The sequence below is a fragment of the Polynucleobacter sp. AP-Latsch-80-C2 genome (assembly GCF_018882185.1).
Taxonomy (GTDB): Bacteria; Pseudomonadota; Gammaproteobacteria; order Burkholderiales; family Burkholderiaceae; genus Polynucleobacter.
The window spans coordinates 384,381-403,133 of record NZ_JACVOY010000001.1 but is presented as its reverse complement, the minus strand read 5'-3'; the positions used below and the strand labels follow the sequence as shown (position 1 = coordinate 403,133).

The following is an 18,753-nucleotide window of genomic DNA, read 5'->3' as shown; positions in this document are numbered from 1 at the left end:
GGTTTAGCTCTTTACTAGAGCAATATCTTTGAATGCCTGTCATACAGCCTCCCCTTCAACCAAGGAGAAGGATGACTTCTGTAAACAAGCTACAGTTACTTTTTCAATTTTTTGTTTACGTGCCTCTAACTCAGCCTCATCACGGATTTTTTTCGCTGCCGATATTTGAGTGAGCACTGGTTGTTTACTAATTAACTTGTTTAATAACTCCTGGGCCCCCTGCTCCCATGGCATTGCCTGAATGGAGCTTTGTAATTTCGCAGGGGTTGGATCAACCTTATCCATTTCAGTGCCTAGTGGCAAAATATTGAATAAAGCATCAAACAGTGAATTGCAAACTTCCTGAATTAAATAGACTGATCCGGAATATCCCATATAAGGAGTGCCGGTATGCCTACGGATAATTGCCCCAGGAAATGAAGCGGTTATGAAAGAAAACCGTGCGCTGATTTCACTACCGTACATCCGCTCGTTATAACTTCCAAACATCACTAGAGGAGTTTTCTTTTGAACTAACTCTCTGATTTCAACGTTATTTGTCTTGTTTCCAGGCAATCTAGAGACTGCAAAATTACACGGAAGACCCATTTCTTCTTCGAGGAAATTTCTAACGCCTCGTGTATAGGTTTCACTTGCTACGATGGCAAAGCTAGCTGTGCCAAAAAAATCTTGCGTGACAGAACGCCATAAATCCCAGATTGGCTTTAATGTTGTGTGCTTCTCTTTTTCAACGAAAGGTTCCACGTCAAGACCACACAACTCGCCCAGCTTTCGTAAAAAAGCAGTGGTAGATTGCATTCCAATGGGGGCTTGCAAGTAAGGTCTCTCAAGCGTCTCACATAGGAGTCGTCCATACTCTCGATACATGCAGATATTGACATCCGCATCAATTAATTTTGGAATATCTGCAAGGTGAGTTCCCAAGGGGAATACTAAATTTACTTCCGCACCAATACCTTCGACTAAACGCCTAATTTCAGCTAAGTCACTATATAAATTGAAGCTGCCATAAGAAGGTCCAATAATATTGACCCTAGGTTTTGTATCTGCATCTCTTTTGCGTGGAGGAATCTTTTTAAGTCCATATTCGGTCCAAAGCCAATTCATTGCCCTATTTGCGCATTGCCATTGATCTTCGTCAATTGTTCTTGGCAAGAAGCGCTTAATACCAGTTCCCTCAGGTGTTACACCACCACCAATCATCTCCGCAATAGAACCCGTTACTACTACTGCAGGTAAATCAGGATCAAGCACTTTATGAGCGCGCTTCATTGACTCTTCTGTACCTTCTCTGCCTAACTGCTCTTCAGCTAAACCAGTCACTACTATTGGCAATTCATGAGGGGGCAAGGCATCGGTGTAATGGAGCACTGATGTCACCGGCAAGTTTTCACAGCCAACTGGACCGTCAATAACAACTTGAAGACCCTTTACAGCTGTAAATACATATACAGCCCCCCAATATCCTCCAGCGCGATCGTGATCTAGGACTAGCATTAGCCCATCTCCTCAGCTTTTTGCTTGGCTCGCGCTTTTTCCATGCGACGCCTTACATCAGCTTTAAATTCAGGACGATCAACAGGCACTGATTCCCAAACACCAGCTGCATGATCTTTACCCACACCCTCAAAGAATGAGTTCATAGCATCAAAACGATCTTGGTTTGCTAATGCTGCATTGATGACTTGAGCCAAAGAACCTGCACCAGCAGCCCCCATTAGTGGTCGTGCTGAAATTAAATTCGTGAAATACAAGGATGGGATAGACAATTCTTTGGCCTTTTGAACTACTGGCGTTGTGCCAATCACTAAATCTGGCTCGAACTCTTTCATTGCGGCGAGATCTTGCTCCAAAGAAGCGCGATACTCAACATGAACGCCGTGTTGCTCAAGCCAATCTAAGTCGCCGCTGCTCCAAATTGTCTTTGGACAAGCAGTGCCAACATAACGTACATCCGCCCCACTCTCTACCAATAAACGTGCCACTAGTAATTCCGAACCCTCATACCCACTAAGAGTGATTCTTCCTTTGATTGGTTTTGCTTTGAGTGCAGCTTGAATCATTGGCAAAAACTTGGCTTTAGCATTACCAATTTTTTCTGCGCTGACACCAGAGGCTACTCCAATGTTTTCTAGCCATTGAGCTGTGCCATCGTAACCAATCGGAGCAGAGCCCACAATGGTTCTTCCAGCACTTTCAAATTCACGAATACTTGCGGTATAAAACGGGTGAATTGCTGCGACTACCTTAGAGTCGAACGCCTGATATAGCTCGCGCCATTCTCTAGTTGGCACAACCGGTCCAACACCCATACCCATTGGCTCTAACATCATTCCAATGCTGATTGGATCTACCGGGAACATTTCACCTAACAAGGTAACTGTAGGCTTATCAGAAAGGCCATTCCGTGGTGCAGACACTGGGCCATTTTCGATTTCAGTACGTGCATAACGCAACATTGCGCTTGCTAGAACATCTTTGGCCTCTGCATGGGTAGGCACCCCAAATCCCGGAACATCAATGCCAATAATACGAACACCATTGATTTCTTTTGGCAATAATTGCAACGGCACGCCACTAGCAGTTGGAACACATAAATTGATAATGACTATGGCGTCATAGAGGTCGGGATTAGTTTCTTTATAAACCGCATCCCGTATATCTTCGAATAACTTCCCAGTAACCAAGGACTCAGAGTTAAATGGTACATATCCGACGCTACGTCGCGCACCATAAAAGTGGGAGGTAAAAGTAAGGCCGTATACACAACAGGCCGAACCTGACAGAATCGTCGCTGTCCTACGCATTCTCAAGCCTACTCGCAAAGAACCAAATGCAGGGCACATACTTTGTGGTTGATCATGAGGGCCCTTAGGGTAATCTTTTGCGTACTGACCCAAGATCTCACTTTTATTGGCAGACTTAGCAGCTGCTAATAATTCTTCTGCGCCTGAATGACAGGTTATTCCAGTCTCAGAAGTGTTCTGAGCTTGTATCGGAATAACTTTAGATGATTTCACGATGGCTCCGGTTTCTAGGCTTTGTCGTAAATCACTTCAAGCGTTGGCTTAATCACTTCATTCTTACCAACCATATCGAAAATTGTTGCAGGCTCAAGAACGATATCTCTACCAACTTGACTTGCAGAAAATAAGCCCAGTAAATCATCTGGTGCCATTGGCTTTGGTCGGACTGGAGGCGCCTCAGCAACATTGCTTGCCAAACCCTCAAAGAGCGGACCCCATTGTGAATCTGGCTTGCCAATGATTTCGTAGCTAGCACTTTTCCTTCTGATATCGTCATTCGCAGGAATAACCGAAAGTACAGGGATACCCACATGCTCAGCAAAAGCTGTTGCTTCGCCAGTGCCATCATCCCTATTGATAACCATGCCAGCTACACCAACATTGCCACCTAATTTACGGAAGTATTCAACTGCAGAGCACACATTATTGGCAACATAGAGCGACTGGAGATCATTGCTTGCCACAACAATAACCTTCTGACACATATCTCTAGCGATTGGTAATCCAAAGCCTCCGCAGACTACGTCGCCTAAAAAGTCTAGCAATACGTAATCAAACCCCCAGTCATGAAAACCAAGCTTCTCCAGTGTTTCAAAGCCATGAATGATTCCCCTGCCACCGCACCCTCTACCGACCTCAGGGCCACCCAATTCCATGGCATATACGCCATCACGCTTAAAACAAACATCGCCAATCTTGACTTCTTCACCGGCTAACTTCTTTTTGGAAGAAGTTTCAATAATGGTAGGACAAGCTTTACCTCCAAATAGCAATGAAGTGGTGTCGCTTTTTGGGTCGCAGCCAATCAGCAATACCTTTTTGCCCTGCTGCGCCATCATGTAGGACAGGTTGGCTAATGTGAAGCTTTTCCCAATTCCGCCTTTGCCATAAATTGCAATGATCTGAGTTTCTTTTTTAATCTCACCTGTATGGACCTGATCAGGCTCAATAGCGGCCTCTTTTTTCAATTGCGTAAATTGAATTGTTATTTCTTTTGGGACGCTTGGGGCATTCATAGTGCTTCTCTCCAATCAACTACCATTTTGAGACAGTTAGGATCTTCAAATGCGGTGCGATATACATCACCAATTGAAGAGGGCTTACGATGATGCGTTATTAATCCATTAAGATTTAATCTGCCATTCGATAAGAGCTGCTTCACATCCTTCAAATCCTGAGGCGCCCACTGTGCAGCAATCCGCAATTTAGCTTCCTTCATAAATGCACTGGGGAAATTAAACTGAATGTCTTTGTCATAAAAACCAGCAAGGGTAATTTCTCCGCCAAACTGGAGTTGACTAATTAATTTATTTAATACACTCACCTGCCCACTTGCATCGCAGATATTTTTATATTTGTTATCTTGGTCATCACAAGGATGAAGAACCGTATAGCCCTCAGCTCCACTCATACGGTCTGAATCAATCTCCCAGACAACTGGCTGGTGACCAAACATGACTGCAATTCGAGCAATCAGTCTTCCTAATACGCCATGGCCCACAATCAAATCGGGTTGTAATGATTTTTTTCCTTGAGTAACGTGATAGGCGGTGGCTGCTAAGGCAAGCAAAACGCCCTCTTCGCCAATTTCTTCATTGAGTTCGATAACCCTATCGGAAGAAACCACAACATGCGAGGCAGCCCCTCCAAACAAACCCTTCACATCACCAAAACACTTTGCGCCGGGTACAAATACTCTTTGGTTAAGACTTAGGTGAGATGACTTTCCTACCCGAGTAACTCTGCCAACAGATTCGTATCCAGGCACTAGCGGATATCCCATTCCAGGAAAATCTGGCATAGTTCCATTCCAAAGTAGCTTTTCAGTTCCAGTGCTGATGCCGCTCCACTCAATTTGCACTACAACATCCGATTCATTGGGCTCATCAAGCAAAAGTCGCTTCAACCTGAGCTCTCTTGGAGACTCCAGCAGTACTGCTGTGGAATGAAATTGACTTTGCATGTGTCTATTTTAATTTACTTTCTTATATGTAAAGTAATTTATACACTATTCAAATACTTTCTATTAGTACTTACCCTTAATTAGGTGCTCAGTAGCAAAACTTGGGCATTTATAGGCATATCCGAGTGCAATATGTCGATATTTTTAAAGCCAACATGAAGAGCTAAATGACTTATCTCTTCAACTGTTCTGGGTCGACCCCTACCCATCGCCATTAAATAAAAACCAAAATAGGCATGCCCCATTGGGGGATGTTCAGGCGTCTCTGCCATAGGCTCAGCAATCAATAACTTGCCACCTGTAGGAAGAGCCTTAAAAATTGATTTCAGTAAAATTTTTACTCGCTCATCATCGTGATCAAAAATGACACGGATAAGAGTGATTAAATCTGCTCCACTAGGGAGGTCATCTTTAAAGAAATCTCCACCAAAAACTTTGATGGATTGATCTTCTGAATTGGCCAAGAAATTTTCTGCGGCAAGATTCACAACACCCGGCAAGTCGAAAAGCATTCTCTCTAACCGAGGGGATTGAAGGTGCACTCTTTTTAAAAAAGTACCCTGCCCTCCTCCAACATCCAACAAGCAGCGGTGCTTAGAAAAATCATATGCACTCACGACTTGATCTGCCACCAATGGTAGCGATGTAGACATTAAATCTGAGTAACCCTTAACTAGATCTTGATCTTTAAGAGACTCTTGATCCTCAAGATCATTCGAAACGTAAGGCCAAAATTTCTCTAATTTCTTATTCTTTAATTTGCCAGATAGCAAAAGAAGAGGATCTCTCAAATCTTCATACAAAACGGTATGGTGCTCAATCATTGCCGCTAAAGCAGAATTCTCAACTAGCGGTGCACCTAACTTTCCCAAACCAAATTTTTGATTGCTGCGAATTTCTAATAAATCAATTGATACGGCGGCGTCTAGTAATTGTTTTAGAGGTGCTTGCTCTAAACCACATTTATTTTTTATGGCCTCTAAAGTTAATGGACCGTTTTTTAAATGATTAAAAAGATTTAGGCGTATACAAGCTAGAAGGATTTGGGAATATACAAAACCCGCCATTACATCAAATAATTGATTAGCTCTTTTTTTTGCGATACGTCTTAGAAATGGAATTTTTGCGACTGTATTTTGGAATCGAGAATTTGCTATTAGCTTATCTTTGTAGATAAATAACCTATCCCACAGACCATACTCACTTTGGTCTTGTTCAATTAGAATTGTTCGGGCTTGAGGCACTCTAATTAGGCGCGCTATGCAGCCTGACGAAGGGTTTCAATAGCAATGTGTCTTTCACCACGCTCAAACCATGATGAAGGCAGTAATCTCTCGGCCTCAAATGCGACTAATTTTTTTAGCGCCTTATCACCTATGCAGCTTGGAATGGATGCCACTGCCTTACCGACCAACAAATCAAAATGCTCAACAGCTCCATTTAATCCCAATTCTTTTGCAGAGCTAGGGCGATGATGTTCCTGGTCTTGCCCTGCAGGCTTCCCCAAAAATTGCGCATCACCTAATACATCTCGAATATCATCTGCAATTTGATACGCTTCGCCAAGCCATTCACCCAAACCCCTCCATGTCTCGGCATCAGCTCCAGCAGCCTGTGCACCGCTTGAGGTTGCCGCAGCAAACAACGCTCCAGTTTTAGCTCTCTGATAGTCACTAAGGTTGGCTTGTGTCTCACACTCCCAAGACTGTCCGGCAATAATTCCAAATGGCGCTCCAACGCCCTGTGAAATCGTTTTGATAATTGGTGCTAAGCGATGAGAGGATCTTCTTGAAGCAGCTGCAACTGTTTCATAAGCCATAACAATCAGCGCATCACCAGTTAAGACGGCCAACCTTTCGCCATATTCTTTATGAACTGATGTCTGACCGCGCCGCATATCTGCATTATCAAAACAAGGCAAATCATCATGAACCAAAGAGGCGCAGTGAATCATTTCAATAGAAATTGCACTGGCCATCGATAATTGGGGATCATCATTTCCGCAGGCTTGAGCCACTGCCAAAGTCAACTGAGGCCTAATCCGTGCACCACCAGGAAAAACAGCATGTCTAATAGCCTTGCTTAGCGAAGGAGGCCCCTTCATAGACTCGTGCGATTTCAACGCCTGCTCTATTGCCCGATCCAAATGCTTAATTGGTGACATGATCTTGCCCCTTTGAAGGAAATAGCTTTGTCTAAATTAAAATACAATTTAATATGTAAAAAAATATAGACACAATTAATCGAGCTGTCAAACTTATTTATTCGGGTTTACCCTTAATTAGAGTGAAGTTTTAATACAAATGAAAAACATTCCAAAGGATTGGCCTAACCAATCCTTCAGTAGAGAGATAAAGACTGAGGACCTATCTTGGCATGTACAAGTTGGGGGTAATTCGCCAAAACACATTCTCATGCTTCATGGAACTGGTTCTTCAGCACACACCTGGGGAACAATCTTTACAGAGCTAGCAAAGAATTACACCGTGGTTGCTCCTGACTTGCCGGGTCATGGTTTTACAACGAGTGTTACAAAAAAGTCCTTCAGCTTAGATGAGCTTGCAACCCAACTCACAAGGCTAAGGGAAGGTTTAGGTATTCAATATTTTGATTACATTATTGGTCATTCTGCTGGCGCAACACTTGGATTAAGTTACGCACTCATTAATGAGCAACCCAAAGAAATCATTGGGCTAAACCCATCCCTAATTACCTTACCTAGCTTTTATCAAAACTTTATAGCCCCACTATTAAATCCAATTGTTACTTCGTCTTTCTTCACTTCCATATTAAGTGACCTATTACCTCACACCAAGATTATTGATGGACTTTTAGACTCAACGAAAACAAAGTTAAGCCCTGATAAAAGAGAGAAATATAAGACTTTATTTAATAGCGCAAATCATCTTAATGGCTCTATGAGCTTCATGGCAGGAACAGACATAGCGATTTTGCTAAAGAAATGCAAATTAATAAAATCAAAATTGACCTTCATCCTCTCAGAAGATGATGGTTGGATACCAATTAAAAATTTACGTGACGTAATTAGGGAATATTTTGATAAAGCAAAAGTGATTGAGCTAAAAGGTGGCCACTTATTTCACGAAGGCGATGAAGAAATGGCTCTTAACTTAATTCAGAATGCCTTAAATAAGGAGGAAGAGGAGAATGTCAACTCTTAACAATGTATTAATAATTATCTGCATTGCCCTTGGTCTTGGGATGTTTTTAAATGCTTACATCAAAGGCAAAAAGGTTCTCCGAAAAATTCGAGAGCAAGCCTATATTAGAAATTTGCCAATTGAATAGCTGCAGATGTAATTTTTTTTCTGGACCCGGTATACGGAAGGGGGAAATATTGTGCAGCCATGATCCCAGCAAGCTCTTGGGCTAATTTTTCTGGTTGAGGTGAAGTGTCTACAAATAAAATTCGATGACTCTGCATGCTTAACTCTTTTGCGGCGGTAATTGCATCATTGTGAGCCCCCGCTCTTCCGCCTACGCCATTCAAATTAACATTTGCCTTACCATCAGTCATGATTACGATGATTGGCGTTAAGCCTTTTCGCTCTGATGAACTTGCCATTTCATTAGCGGAACGAAGTCCTAATGCAAGGGGGGTGCCGCCACCGCCGGGTAAGGTAGCTAAATTTCTTTTTGCTCTAACTAGCGACCTAGTTGGCGGCAAAACAATATCTACCTTAGAGCCTCTCATAGACAGCATTGCTACTTCATCGCGTCGAATGTAGCATTGACTCAATAATTCTTCTAAAGCGCCTTTAGCCTCCGATAATCGTTGAGTTGCTGATGAGCCAGAGGCGTCCACCAAAAATATAGTTATCGTGCCTCGGCGTTTCAAATATTGTTTGGTATGTAAATCCTCTGCTCTAAAGTGAATTTTGCTTCTATTATCTGCTTTTAAGAAAGCGTTGTTCTGTTGAGCGCGTATTCTTTGCCATGGGATAGCAGATCGAATACTTTTTAAGATATCAAGGCGCCTGCCATTACCAGGAAGCCCTTTTCTTGCACCATGAGGTCTCCCACTGGTGAAGCTTTTCTCAGTTGATCCCGATTTACCAGCAATACTCGCTTTAGTCTTGGTGGATCTTAGGGTCTGATTCATCCGCATCATAAATTTTGGGGGTAAAGAAGCCTGTACAGCTTCAACCACTAACTCCTCTAATTCATCAGCAGAAGATGGAGGATCTGTATTTTCTAAATCTGAGGTTTCTTCATCTTTTGAAAGTTCATTGTCTGAGTTATGTTGACTTTCCTGATTACCCTCAACATCTTCGCCGTCATCTGTTTTATTGTCTGCTCCCTCTTCGAGCGGCGATTGCATACTTTTAAGATGGGTGTAGACAAGTCGTGCAGCATCAATTACCTCTTCTTGGCCCACCGTAATTAATCCCCTCAGCGCAGCTAGCGACTTGGCAACATCTAATGCAAATTGATTGGCTCTTAATGAGGAAATTCCAAGGCTCAGACCAGCTTTTATGAGTACCTCCATCAAATCTTGGGGGCAAGTTACAGATGGTAGCAATGCTATAGCGTCCTTAATATCGGACGGAGTAACTTCTAGATATTTCTTAGTATCGTTAATTGAAAAACGATCGAGATAAATCCCAAACGCAAGCCTATCTAATAATCGTAGGTTAGCACCCTCCTCTTGGAATTCAGACTCATCAAAGACAATTACTCCAAAGTGATCATTGTTGGCCGCATGAGGATGATTGAAAAGATTTTTTTCATCCAAAGCCTGAGATATATGAGTTATCGTTTGTAAATTCATTCTCTCAGCCATGGGCAAAAGAAGATATTGTCCGCCCAGTCTTTCTAGAAGGCCCTGGCTAACCTTAAATTCTCCAGACAAAAGAGCGCTTTCAATATCTAATGATCCAAATAATTGCTCAGAGGATAAATTTGCCGGAGCTTTAATAACTTTACTGTCTGCGGGCAATAGATTTATAAAATAATTAAGCCAGGAATCTCTAATGGGCCCAAACTGGCTCTTTATCGATACTCCTTTTAAGCCACGCGGGTTAATAGCCAAAAGAATAGCGATTAAGTTTGCATCAAACCAAGCTTGTTGTACTGGATTCACTTTTCAGTACTAGCAAAGAATTCCTGCATGGCACGCTCAATACGAATTTTTGAATTGCTATCGTCAAGTGGATTACGACGCAATCTATGCCCAAGCGCTATTGGCGCAATTTTCTTTAAATGATTCAGATTCGCTTTTTTCTTACCCTCAAAAGCAGCTAATGCTCTGACACCTCTAAGCAAGGTAAGCTCGCCTCTTAGGCCGTCAGTGCCAAGATGAGCGCAAAGCTTAGTGGCAGACTCAAGCAATTGATCATCTACCTCCACTTTATCCAGAAGCTTCTTCGACTTAATGATCTGCTTCTTAAAGTCTTCTTCTGACCCTTCCCACTTGGCAATAAATTTTTCTGGATTCCGCTCGAACTCATCTCGTCTTTTTATAATCTCAATCCGTTCTTTAAAATCAGTGGGTGTTTTTACCTCTATAGATAGTCCAAAACGGTCAAGCATTTGCGGTCGCAACTCCCCCTCCTCCGGATTACCGCTTCCAATAAGAACGAACCTAGCCGGATGTCGAATACTCAATCCCTCACGTTCAATAATATTTTCACCAGAAGCAGCTACATCAATTAGCAAATCAACTAAGTGATCTTCAAGTAAATTGACCTCATCGATATAAAGATATCCTCGATTAGCCTTTGCAAGCAGGCCAGGCTCGAAGGATTTGATGCCTTGGGTCAAGGCTTTCTCAATATCCAAAGCGCCTACAACTCTATCTTCTGTAGCCCCAAGCGGCAAATCTACTACTGGAACAGAAATATTTTCGGACCTTAGCTTATGTCCCGCACTCTTTTTGAGCTCACATTCAGGGCAAAGGCTTTTAGCATCTGGATCGCAATGATAGTTACAGCCAACCACTGATTTCATCGTAGGAAGCAAGGAGGCTAAGGATCTAATGGTGGTGGACTTACCTGTTCCACGATCTCCAAAAATAAGAACACCGCCTAACGAAGGGTCAATCGTGCAAAGGGCGATTGCCAGCTTCATTTCTGATTGCGCAACAATGGCGGTAAAGGGGAAGGTGATAGTCATTGACGTCCTACATAAATCATTCAAATTAAAATATAGGTTAAATTTAGCTCAGTTTAACCAGATGTTAATAACGCTTTGAGCAGATTGCCATGTCGCAAACCCTGAGTTTTAACCCTATCTCTTCATCTTTGGCAGCCCCAAAGCGCCTCGTAATCGCCTCCCGTGAAAGTCGCCTAGCCATGTGGCAGGCTGAGCACGTCCGAGATTGCCTTAAAAAGCTCTATCCGGACTGTGATGTCCAGATTTTGGGGATGACTACCCGCGGTGACCAGATTTTGGATAAAGCCCTCTCTAAAGTGGGTGGTAAGGGTCTTTTTGTAAAAGAGCTAGAAACAGCGCTTGAGGATGGACGAGCCGATTTAGCGGTGCATTCCCTGAAAGATGTTCCGATGGTCATGCCTGAGGGTTTTGACCTGGCCTGTGTCATGGCGAGAGAGGATGCACGCGATGCCTTTGTTGCTAACGATTACGCCACTCTTGAAGATCTTCCTGAGGGCGCGATTGTAGGTACATCGAGCTTGCGACGTGAGTCAGTTCTGCGTGCAAAATTTCCCCATTTAGTAATTCAGCCATTGCGCGGTAATTTAGATACCCGCATGGGTAAGTTGGATCGCGGTGAGTACCAAGCAATCATTTTGGCGGCTGCTGGCTTAAAACGTTTAGGTTTGGAGTCACGCATCCGTGCATTTTTGCCATATGATCCTTATACGCCTGCTGCAGGTCAGGGTGCTTTGGGTATCGAAACTTTAAGTAAGCATCCCAACATCAAGCAATGGCTTGCTCCATTAAATGATTTACCAACTCTGTTCGCTGTTTCTGCTGAGCGCATGGTGTCACGTCAGTTGGGCGGCTCATGCGAAGTGCCGTTAGCAGCTCATGCTGTATGGGATCAGAATCAAATGAACATTCGCTCCTTTGTAGCGAGTGTTGATGGAAAAGCAATTTGCTTAGCTAATGGCACTGCACAAGTAAGGTCGGTTGAGGATGCAGAAGCCTTGGGGCTTGCAGTAGCAAAGAATTTGTTAGCGCAGGGTGCAGCAGATTTAATTCCTAATGTGAGCAAGTAAAGCGCTTGTCTAATTAGAGATCAGCATGGCTACCATCGCAATAAGGCGGTGTTTTGGTGTGCTTACATCCACACAAGTAGACGGTTTTGCTTTGCATCTCTGAAAACTCAATAGGCTGAGCTGTATCACTCGCATGAGAGCCATTGCACAGAGGTTGTGCATCGCTCAAACCGCAGGCGCACCAGTAATATTTTTTTTCTGCATCTACCAATAGCGGATAAGGCAAATTATCAGACTTCTTTTTTCTCATAAAAATGCCTCTGAATTACTGAATCTATGTAAGATAACTTCTGCAAGGCCATTACATAACAGCTATATTTAATAGTCAAGCACCCCCTTTAAAATAAGATAGATCCTCAATAACAATGCAATAAAGCAATAAAAAATGGCTTATGACTGATAAAGAAATTCAAAACTCAAAAAAACTTAAATCAATAAAGTCATTTTTACCTTTTTTAAGGCCTTATAAAAAACAGCTAATAATTGCTGCAGTAAGCCTTATTCTTGCTGCTTCAGCAACTTTAGTAGTACCACTTTGTTTTCGGAAGATCATTGATCTAGGGTTTAGTGATATAAGCCACGAACAAATTAACCTTACCTTCATCAATCTTTTCGCAGCTGCGTTTGTACTTGCATTTGCCAGTGCACTGCGTTACTACATCGTCTCCTGGCTAGGGGAAAGAGTTACTTGTGATATTCGGAAAGCAGTCTACTCACATATCATCGTACAAAGTCCAGAGTTCTTCGAAACCCAACAAAGTGGCGAACTTCTCTCTCGGATTAATAACGACACTTCAATAGTTCAAATCCTAATAGGTACAAGCATTTCCATGGCGGTGAGAAATTTATTTCTACTGCTTGGCGGGATGACAATGATGTTTATTACCAGCATTAAATTGTCCTTACTCATTCTTGCTACCCTATTATTAACCGTAGTACCCATCATGGTGATGGGTAAAAAAGTTCGGAAGCTATCCAGAAATTCACAGGATAAAATTGCGCTGGCCTCTGCAATAGCAGGTGAAAAAATAAATGCCATTCTTACTGTTCAGTCGTTTGCAAATGAACAAAAAGAAATCCGAGCATTTAACATATCTGTTGAAGCTTCATTTTTGGCCTCAAAAATTAGGAGTGCAGCTCGTGGCAAGCTTACTTTTGTTGCCATACTCTTGGGCTTTACCAGCATCATCACCGTGTTGTGGCTTGGTGCCTATGCAGTCAGCAACCAGGAGATGTCTGGTGGAGAACTAACCCAGTTTTTCTTGTATGCCGTAATTGTTGCAGGCTCTATAGCAGCTCTTTCAGAGGTTCTTGGTGACTCACAAAGAGCGATCGGTGCTGGCGATAGACTTTTAGAGCTATTGAGCATCGAGTCACATGTACAAAATCCTAAAGAACCCTTTATCCCTCCATCATCAGCCAATAAAGCTATCAGTATTAACATCCAAGGGTTAAGCTTTCACTACCAATCCATTCCAACAAATGTACTTACAGACATTTCTCTAAATATTCAGGCTGGAGAAAAAATTGCGATTGTAGGTCCATCGGGTTCAGGTAAAACAACCTTATTTAAATTAATACAGAGATTTTATGATCCTCAGTCAGGTAGCATTTCTTTTGATGGTGTTGATATAAAAAACTATAAATTAGATGATTTACGCAAACTCATTGGAGTGGTACCTCAAGATATCAGCATCTTTTCTGAAAATGCATTAGAAAATATTCGCTATGGTGATGAAAATGCAAGCGATGAGGATGTAATTAAGGCGTCTAAGATTGCCTTTGTGGATGAATTCATATCCAAGTTACCCGATGGATACAGCACATTCTTAGGTGACCGAGGTGTCAGGCTATCTGGCGGTCAAAAACAACGAATTGCCATAGCAAGAGCCTTGCTAAAAAATCCACCATTACTTTTATTAGATGAGGCTACTAGCTCCCTAGATGCAGAGTCGGAAAGACTGGTACAACAAGCACTCGAAGAGGCAATGAAAGGTAGAACAACCATAGTCATTGCACATAGACTGGCGACTGTCAAAAAAGCTGACAGAATTGTTGTCATGGAGAATGGTCGAATTGTTGAAATTGGCAACCACTCTTCGCTTGTGAATAATGAAGGTCTTTACTCACATCTAGCTAAGCTGCAATTTACTGATGCCTGACAATAAAGATCAACATACCCAAATTGATGTTAACGCCCTAAAAGAATATTTTTTAGGCTTGCAGGATCGCATCACCACTGCCATGAGCGCTTTGGATGGTATGGCCTTTGTTGCTGACGAATGGCATAAACCTGAAGACAGCAAACTTAAAGGATATGGCCGTACCTGCATTTTGAATGGCGGCAATATTCTTGAAAAAGGTGGTGTAGGCTTCTCACATGTACGCGGCGATCAAATGCCACCCTCTGCATCGCATCATCGTCCAGAAGTAGCGGGGCGCAGCTTTGAAGCCATGGGCGTTTCCCTGGTCTTTCATCCTAATAACCCCAAAGTACCGACTACCCATATGAATGTGCGTTGCTTCATTGCGCAAGCACCCGGTAAAGAGCCGTTATGGTGGTTTGGTGGTGGTTTTGACCTTACCCCCTATTACGGCGTAGATGAAGACTACAAACACTTTCATCAAAGAGCTAAAGATGCGCTAGACCCTTTCGGTGAAGAGCTCTATCCTCGCTTTAAAAAATGGTGCGATGAATACTTCTACTTAAAACATCGCGAAGAGCCACGCGGTATCGGCGGTGTATTTTTTGATGACTTTAATGAACTCGGTTTTGAGCAGAGCTTTGCCATGACACGCGCAGTAGGTGATGCATTTATCAATGCTTATCTGCCGATCGTACAACGACGTTATCAAGATAGCTTCACACCGGAAGAAAAATCTTTCCAGGAATATCGGCGCGGTCGCTACGTGGAGTACAACCTCATTTTTGATCGAGGCACTATATTTGGTTTGCACTCCGGTGGGCGTACTGAATCTATATTGATGTCGATGCCACCAGTAGTGCAATGGTGGTACAACTGGCAACCAAAACCTGGTACACCCGAGGCCAAGCTTTATGACTACTACCTTAAGCCATGCGATTGGCTAGCGTGAGCCCTATAAAAAAATCGCCCACATGGGGCGAAAAGTTGGAAAAATAGGGACTTCAAAGTTTATTCTAAGATTTATTGGCATAAAGTCAATAACCCTGCATTCAGAGGTATGTGCACCCCTTAAATGAGGCCATCAAAGGCTTGACCTAGGCTTTTTTATTGTATGCAGAGCACCAGCCCTTAATAGACACTTGCTTTCCAGGATACAAAGGGCAACCGCCAGTTGCTGCAGCGCCACCTTGATAAAGAGCGCAGTTTCCACAAGCCTGTGGAGCGGCATACTTTGGAAACTTAGTCTTATCCACCTTAGATGCGTCTGGATTGTAGCCAAGTGCAGCCGCCTGAGGATCGGCAGGAGAAAGCATTGCCTGGGCTTGGGCATGTTTATTTAAAGCCAATACCGCCACTCCAGCAATGGACATTGTCATAAAAGTACGCCTGGTAGTTTTCATCTTGACTCCTATCGCATTTAACATGAACATATCACTACGCATTTAATCATATATTAAGTAAATATTAATGCCAATATCGCCAGCTTAGCAATTTAGGCTCAATTAGAAATTTAAACCACGGTAATAAAAAGAATAGATGGCATTAAATTAATCAGCATCTAGTAAGGCTCAAAATGGCACTACAAACACTACATACAATCACAGTTGATGATTTGGCGTTTACTAATCCTGCGCTACATGCTGAGTACGTCATTTTAGTAACGAAGTTAATAGATAAGCTTAGAGAATTGAGTAAGCAAAATAGCTCCATTGCTACATTCTCCGGTTTGACAGAAAAATATGACACAAATTCGAATGAGGCTTATCTGGATTTAATTCTTTCCAATGAGAGGGACAGTTTTAGTGCGCGAATTTATATTCATCAACTGAAATATTTTCTTATTGAAGTAAATGGTATAGGTAAATTAGCGAATACGGCCGAGGATGTTCTAAATATTGCTGACGAGGGGCTTTCTAAGATATCCTAGATAAAAAAATAATCATTTCTTCGTTGTTAGCCTCAAGTGGTTTCTGTACGAAATCAGAAGTTTGATAGAAGTCGCCGAATCTAGAGGATCTAATGCTCTTTTATTTTTTAAATTCTCAGAATAGAATTAATCAAATAGCATAGAAAATTACCAAAATAAATATGTCACCCAAGCCAACAAATAAAAGTTCTAAGCTTGAAATCTCCTTGGAGAAAATCTCTGACCCTATTGGGAATTTATTTGTCTCTTTGTTTCATCGTATTGCATTGTTTGGAATTGGAGCTGCAACAGTATGGTCAGGGGTTCATACTTTTTTAGGGATGATCAACAAGGGTGCTGCTTCTATTGAAGATCTTTTATTGCTATTTATTTTTTTAGAAATTGGTGCGATGGTCGGAATTTACTTTAAAACCAATCACATGCCAGTAAGATTCTTAATTTACGTTGCTATAACTGCAGTGACAAGGCTGATTATTGATTTAGCAAATACAAAGCATGAGGCTGATGTGCAAATCTTAATTCTGGGAGCCACAATCCTAATTTTGGCCCTTGCAAATGCCCTAGTTCGCTATGCCTCTAGCAGATTTCCAGCTAATTCCAGCGATTAATATTAATCTCTAGCCCAGGGGGCGATCGTGCTCAGTAATTATTTACTGTCACAAACCTCAGCTACTAAGGGACTTTATTTTCAGTCTATTTCTAAAAATTTAGAGCTGAAAAAAATAACGCCAAAAGTGATATTGTCGAAAAAATAGCAATAAAAATAGCATCAAATATAAAATATATTTTTGCTAATTTGTCTCTGGTTTCAATTGCCCTGTTGTTCACTGGTTACCCTTGATTTAGTAAAAATCTGTCCTTGATGGTTGTATTTAAGCATATCTTTTAAGTATTTGAATGCTTTAGCTAGTGCTTAATGATGGTTAGGTCAATTAAAGTCTTCTAGCGGAAGCAACAGAGGCCTCGGATCCGATGTCTACCAAAGTGCACCAGATTTTTAAGAAAACAATGTATGTCCATACTACATAAGCTCCGCTTTATTTGTCCGGCATCCTCCGCATCTTCATCAGACCATACCTAGTAGCATCCCAGGCATGATCCTCAGCATCAGTATCTACGTCTTCCGGATTAAGTGAATCTGGTGGTAGTTGCGGAATAGTTCGAAGCCAATGCTTACAGGTCGAGAAGATCTTGAGTCTGTCTTCAGCTAGCAGTCGTATGATTTCCTGAGCACCGTTTACCCTGCTTCTAGTAGCGTAATAGGCCTCGGTCCATTTCACACCCTTATCTCTGAATATTTGACCTATTGATCGCTCTGCCCCAATCTTCGATAAGATCGATGGGTCAGCTAGGTTCATTCGGTATTCGTATCCAAGGCGTTGGTCGTGGATCTCGATCTTCTTGATCTTCTCTGCAACTACCGTTGCATCTTCTCTAGTACCGGTGTTTTCTTTGTCGCCGCATCCATAGAGCTCTCTCCATAAGTAGTAGATTCCGTCATTGGATAAAGCAAACCAGTAGACGGCATATGGCCTGGCGTATCCCCAATCCATGGAACGCCATACCCTCCATGTTGGTGGAATGGCAAATGGCTCTACAACGTGTTTAGAAGGCTGCCATACGCCTTCCAGGAAACTTCCCACGTGGATATCCCAATCTCCCTCTAGCCATGCTCTACGTCTGTTTGGGTCGCTTAATGACTCCAAGCTCAGTAGGTAGTTTGGATCGTTTTTAAGAAGGTGAGTGTTCTCATAGATGGTGGAATGTATTCGAACCCTGGGTAATGCGCCCTCTTGCCTGATGATTTGCCCAGCCGGTATTGTCCCAATCTGAAATCTTTCCTTAACCGATGCATGCCCCACTCCAAATGGATTGCATGTTGCCCTCACCATTCTTGGCATTCCAGGATGAGATGACCTGCAGGTGGAATGCATCGCTTCGTAGAAAGATAGATTGCGCCAGTTGGTAAGCTCTTCAAATCCTAGCCAGGGGTATTCATGGCCGTGATAGTTCCAGTAGTCGTCTTCATTGGCGCCATACCGAAAGTACAACATCTCTCCTGTGGGCCATTTCCATACGTAGTCTGATTCGTTGAACTTTGCACCTGGAAAGATTTGATAGAACCAACGCTTACTCTTGGCTACTACGTCAGCCAACTGCGGATAAGTTAGGCGAAAGAGTGTGCCTCGCCATTGATCCCCAAAGCCTCTGCCCACATGCTGGGCATAGCTCATGAGTAAGGTATCGGTCTTACCTCCTCCTCTGGTGCCTTCGAGCAATACCTCATACACGGGACATGTCAGAAATAAAGTCTGACTGCCGGGCAATGGTGCCCAGATGGTTTTCATTGGGTTTTTAAAGCCTTAGTGTTTTGGCTGAGCTGCTCGCTCCCAATCCTCAACAGTCATGGCACTTGGTACAACAAGCACGCCGCTTTGCAGCGGGGTACCATCTTTGCCCGTATGCTCAATTGCAGATACACGAAGAT

At 42.6% G+C, this 18,753-nt stretch carries 17 protein-coding genes; 6 read left to right on the top strand and 11 right to left on the bottom strand.

All coding sequences use genetic code 11. The features are described from left to right. Positions 1-39: 39 nt before the first annotated feature. The 6 genes from bchZ to ICN47_RS02010 form a co-directional block, all read right to left on the bottom strand. Positions 40-1,497 carry a chlorophyllide a reductase subunit Z gene (gene bchZ / locus ICN47_RS02035; RefSeq protein ID WP_216218228.1) on the bottom strand — a complete coding sequence of 486 codons (1,458 nt, stop codon included), beginning with the start codon at positions 1,495-1,497 and terminating at the stop codon, positions 40-42. Further along, on the bottom strand, positions 1,497-3,020 hold the full coding sequence (gene bchY, locus ICN47_RS02030; protein ID WP_370626237.1) for a chlorophyllide a reductase subunit Y: 1,524 nt from the start codon (positions 3,018-3,020) through the stop codon (positions 1,497-1,499). The genes bchZ and bchY overlap by 1 nt, the downstream gene beginning before the upstream one ends. A gap of 14 nt (positions 3,021-3,034) precedes the next feature. Continuing rightward, positions 3,035-4,042, bottom strand: coding sequence for a chlorophyllide a reductase iron protein subunit X (locus ICN47_RS02025; protein ID WP_068949084.1), 1,008 nt, complete (start codon positions 4,040-4,042; stop codon positions 3,035-3,037). Further along, positions 4,039-4,989, bottom strand: a complete 951-nt coding sequence (gene bchC / locus ICN47_RS02020; RefSeq protein ID WP_216218227.1) for a chlorophyll synthesis pathway protein BchC — start codon at positions 4,987-4,989, stop codon at positions 4,039-4,041. The genes ICN47_RS02025 and bchC overlap by 4 nt, the downstream gene beginning before the upstream one ends. A gap of 80 nt (positions 4,990-5,069) precedes the next feature. Next, the gene (locus tag ICN47_RS02015) at positions 5,070-6,233 is read right to left on the bottom strand and encodes a methyltransferase (RefSeq protein ID WP_216218226.1); all 1,164 of its coding nucleotides are present in this window, start codon (positions 6,231-6,233) and stop codon (positions 5,070-5,072) included. Positions 6,234-6,247: 14 nt separating this feature from the next. Beyond that, entirely contained in the window at positions 6,248-7,153 is a 906-nt protein-coding gene (locus tag ICN47_RS02010; protein ID WP_216218225.1) for a polyprenyl synthetase family protein, read from the bottom strand. A gap of 139 nt (positions 7,154-7,292) precedes the next feature. On the opposite strand from ICN47_RS02010, the gene ICN47_RS02005 reads away from it, so the two are divergent. Then, entirely contained in the window at positions 7,293-8,171 is an 879-nt protein-coding gene (locus ICN47_RS02005; protein WP_216218224.1) for an alpha/beta fold hydrolase, read from the top strand. 104 nt (positions 8,172-8,275) lie between these two features. Here the strand turns inward: ICN47_RS02005 and ICN47_RS02000 are convergent, their stop codons facing one another. Then, a complete protein-coding gene (locus ICN47_RS02000) occupies positions 8,276-10,093 on the bottom strand; it encodes a VWA domain-containing protein (RefSeq protein WP_216218223.1) in 1,818 nt (605 codons plus the stop codon). Next, complete coding sequence (bchI, locus tag ICN47_RS01995; protein ID WP_216218222.1) at positions 10,090-11,124, bottom strand: magnesium chelatase ATPase subunit I; 1,035 nt, start codon at positions 11,122-11,124, stop codon at positions 10,090-10,092. Before bchI ends, ICN47_RS02000 begins: the two co-directional genes overlap by 4 nt. Before the next feature lie 89 nt (positions 11,125-11,213). On the opposite strand from bchI, the gene hemC reads away from it, so the two are divergent. After that, positions 11,214-12,191 (top strand): hydroxymethylbilane synthase, encoded by a 978-nt coding sequence (hemC, locus tag ICN47_RS01990; RefSeq protein WP_255538881.1) that lies wholly within the window; start codon positions 11,214-11,216, stop codon positions 12,189-12,191. A gap of 13 nt (positions 12,192-12,204) precedes the next feature. On the opposite strand, the gene ICN47_RS01985 is transcribed toward hemC, so the two are convergent. Next, entirely contained in the window at positions 12,205-12,441 is a 237-nt protein-coding gene (locus ICN47_RS01985; protein WP_068949077.1) for a CDGSH iron-sulfur domain-containing protein, read from the bottom strand. Between the two features lie 142 nt (positions 12,442-12,583). Here ICN47_RS01985 and ICN47_RS01980 point away from each other — a divergent pair, with 142 nt between their 5' ends. Together ICN47_RS01980 and hemF are read left to right on the top strand one after the other, a co-directional pair. Beyond that, positions 12,584-14,353, top strand: a complete 1,770-nt coding sequence (locus tag ICN47_RS01980) for an ABC transporter transmembrane domain-containing protein (RefSeq protein WP_216218221.1) — start codon at positions 12,584-12,586, stop codon at positions 14,351-14,353. Further along, on the top strand, positions 14,346-15,287 hold the full coding sequence (gene hemF, locus ICN47_RS01975) for an oxygen-dependent coproporphyrinogen oxidase (protein WP_216862585.1): 942 nt from the start codon (positions 14,346-14,348) through the stop codon (positions 15,285-15,287). The genes ICN47_RS01980 and hemF overlap by 8 nt, the downstream gene beginning before the upstream one ends. Before the next feature lie 145 nt (positions 15,288-15,432). Here hemF and ICN47_RS01970 read toward each other — a convergent pair whose 3' ends face one another. Continuing rightward, complete coding sequence (locus tag ICN47_RS01970; protein WP_216218220.1) at positions 15,433-15,738, bottom strand: high-potential iron-sulfur protein; 306 nt, start codon at positions 15,736-15,738, stop codon at positions 15,433-15,435. A gap of 173 nt (positions 15,739-15,911) precedes the next feature. Here ICN47_RS01970 and ICN47_RS01965 point away from each other — a divergent pair, with 173 nt between their 5' ends. Both ICN47_RS01965 and ICN47_RS01960 read left to right on the top strand, forming a co-directional pair. Beyond that, positions 15,912-16,265 (top strand): hypothetical protein, encoded by a 354-nt coding sequence (locus tag ICN47_RS01965; RefSeq protein ID WP_216218219.1) that lies wholly within the window; start codon positions 15,912-15,914, stop codon positions 16,263-16,265. A gap of 161 nt (positions 16,266-16,426) precedes the next feature. Then, complete coding sequence (locus ICN47_RS01960; protein WP_216218218.1) at positions 16,427-16,873, top strand: phosphate-starvation-inducible protein PsiE; 447 nt, start codon at positions 16,427-16,429, stop codon at positions 16,871-16,873. 429 nt (positions 16,874-17,302) lie between these two features. Here ICN47_RS01960 and ICN47_RS01955 read toward each other — a convergent pair whose 3' ends face one another. Beyond that, the gene (locus ICN47_RS01955; RefSeq protein WP_216218217.1) at positions 17,303-18,613 is read right to left on the bottom strand and encodes a terminase family protein; all 1,311 of its coding nucleotides are present in this window, start codon (positions 18,611-18,613) and stop codon (positions 17,303-17,305) included. Between the last annotated feature and the right edge of the window lie 140 nt (positions 18,614-18,753).

What these genes read in the sequence shown, in the direction of transcription:
- ICN47_RS01970 (WP_216218220.1), bottom strand. Translation starts at nt 15,738, where the DNA reads ATGAAAACTACCAGGCGTACTTTTATGACAATGTCCATTGCTGGAGTG.
- ICN47_RS01955 (WP_216218217.1), bottom strand. Translation starts at nt 18,613, where the DNA reads ATGAAAACCATCTGGGCACCATTGCCCGGCAGTCAGACTTTATTTCTG.
- bchI (WP_216218222.1), bottom strand. Translation starts at nt 11,124, where the DNA reads ATGACTATCACCTTCCCCTTTACCGCCATTGTTGCGCAATCAGAAATG.
- ICN47_RS01965 (WP_216218219.1), top strand. Translation starts at nt 15,912, where the DNA reads ATGGCACTACAAACACTACATACAATCACAGTTGATGATTTGGCGTTT.
- ICN47_RS02025 (WP_068949084.1), bottom strand. Translation starts at nt 4,042, where the DNA reads ATGAATGCCCCAAGCGTCCCAAAAGAAATAACAATTCAATTTACGCAA.
- hemC (WP_255538881.1), top strand. Translation starts at nt 11,214, where the DNA reads ATGTCGCAAACCCTGAGTTTTAACCCTATCTCTTCATCTTTGGCAGCC.
- ICN47_RS01985 (WP_068949077.1), bottom strand. Translation starts at nt 12,441, where the DNA reads ATGAGAAAAAAGAAGTCTGATAATTTGCCTTATCCGCTATTGGTAGAT.
- hemF (WP_216862585.1), top strand. Translation starts at nt 14,346, where the DNA reads ATGCCTGACAATAAAGATCAACATACCCAAATTGATGTTAACGCCCTA.
- ICN47_RS01980 (WP_216218221.1), top strand. Translation starts at nt 12,584, where the DNA reads ATGACTGATAAAGAAATTCAAAACTCAAAAAAACTTAAATCAATAAAG.
- ICN47_RS01960 (WP_216218218.1), top strand. Translation starts at nt 16,427, where the DNA reads ATGTCACCCAAGCCAACAAATAAAAGTTCTAAGCTTGAAATCTCCTTG.
- bchZ (WP_216218228.1), bottom strand. Translation starts at nt 1,497, where the DNA reads ATGCTAGTCCTAGATCACGATCGCGCTGGAGGATATTGGGGGGCTGTA.
- bchC (WP_216218227.1), bottom strand. Translation starts at nt 4,989, where the DNA reads ATGCAAAGTCAATTTCATTCCACAGCAGTACTGCTGGAGTCTCCAAGA.
- ICN47_RS02005 (WP_216218224.1), top strand. Translation starts at nt 7,293, where the DNA reads ATGAAAAACATTCCAAAGGATTGGCCTAACCAATCCTTCAGTAGAGAG.
- ICN47_RS02010 (WP_216218225.1), bottom strand. Translation starts at nt 7,153, where the DNA reads ATGTCACCAATTAAGCATTTGGATCGGGCAATAGAGCAGGCGTTGAAA.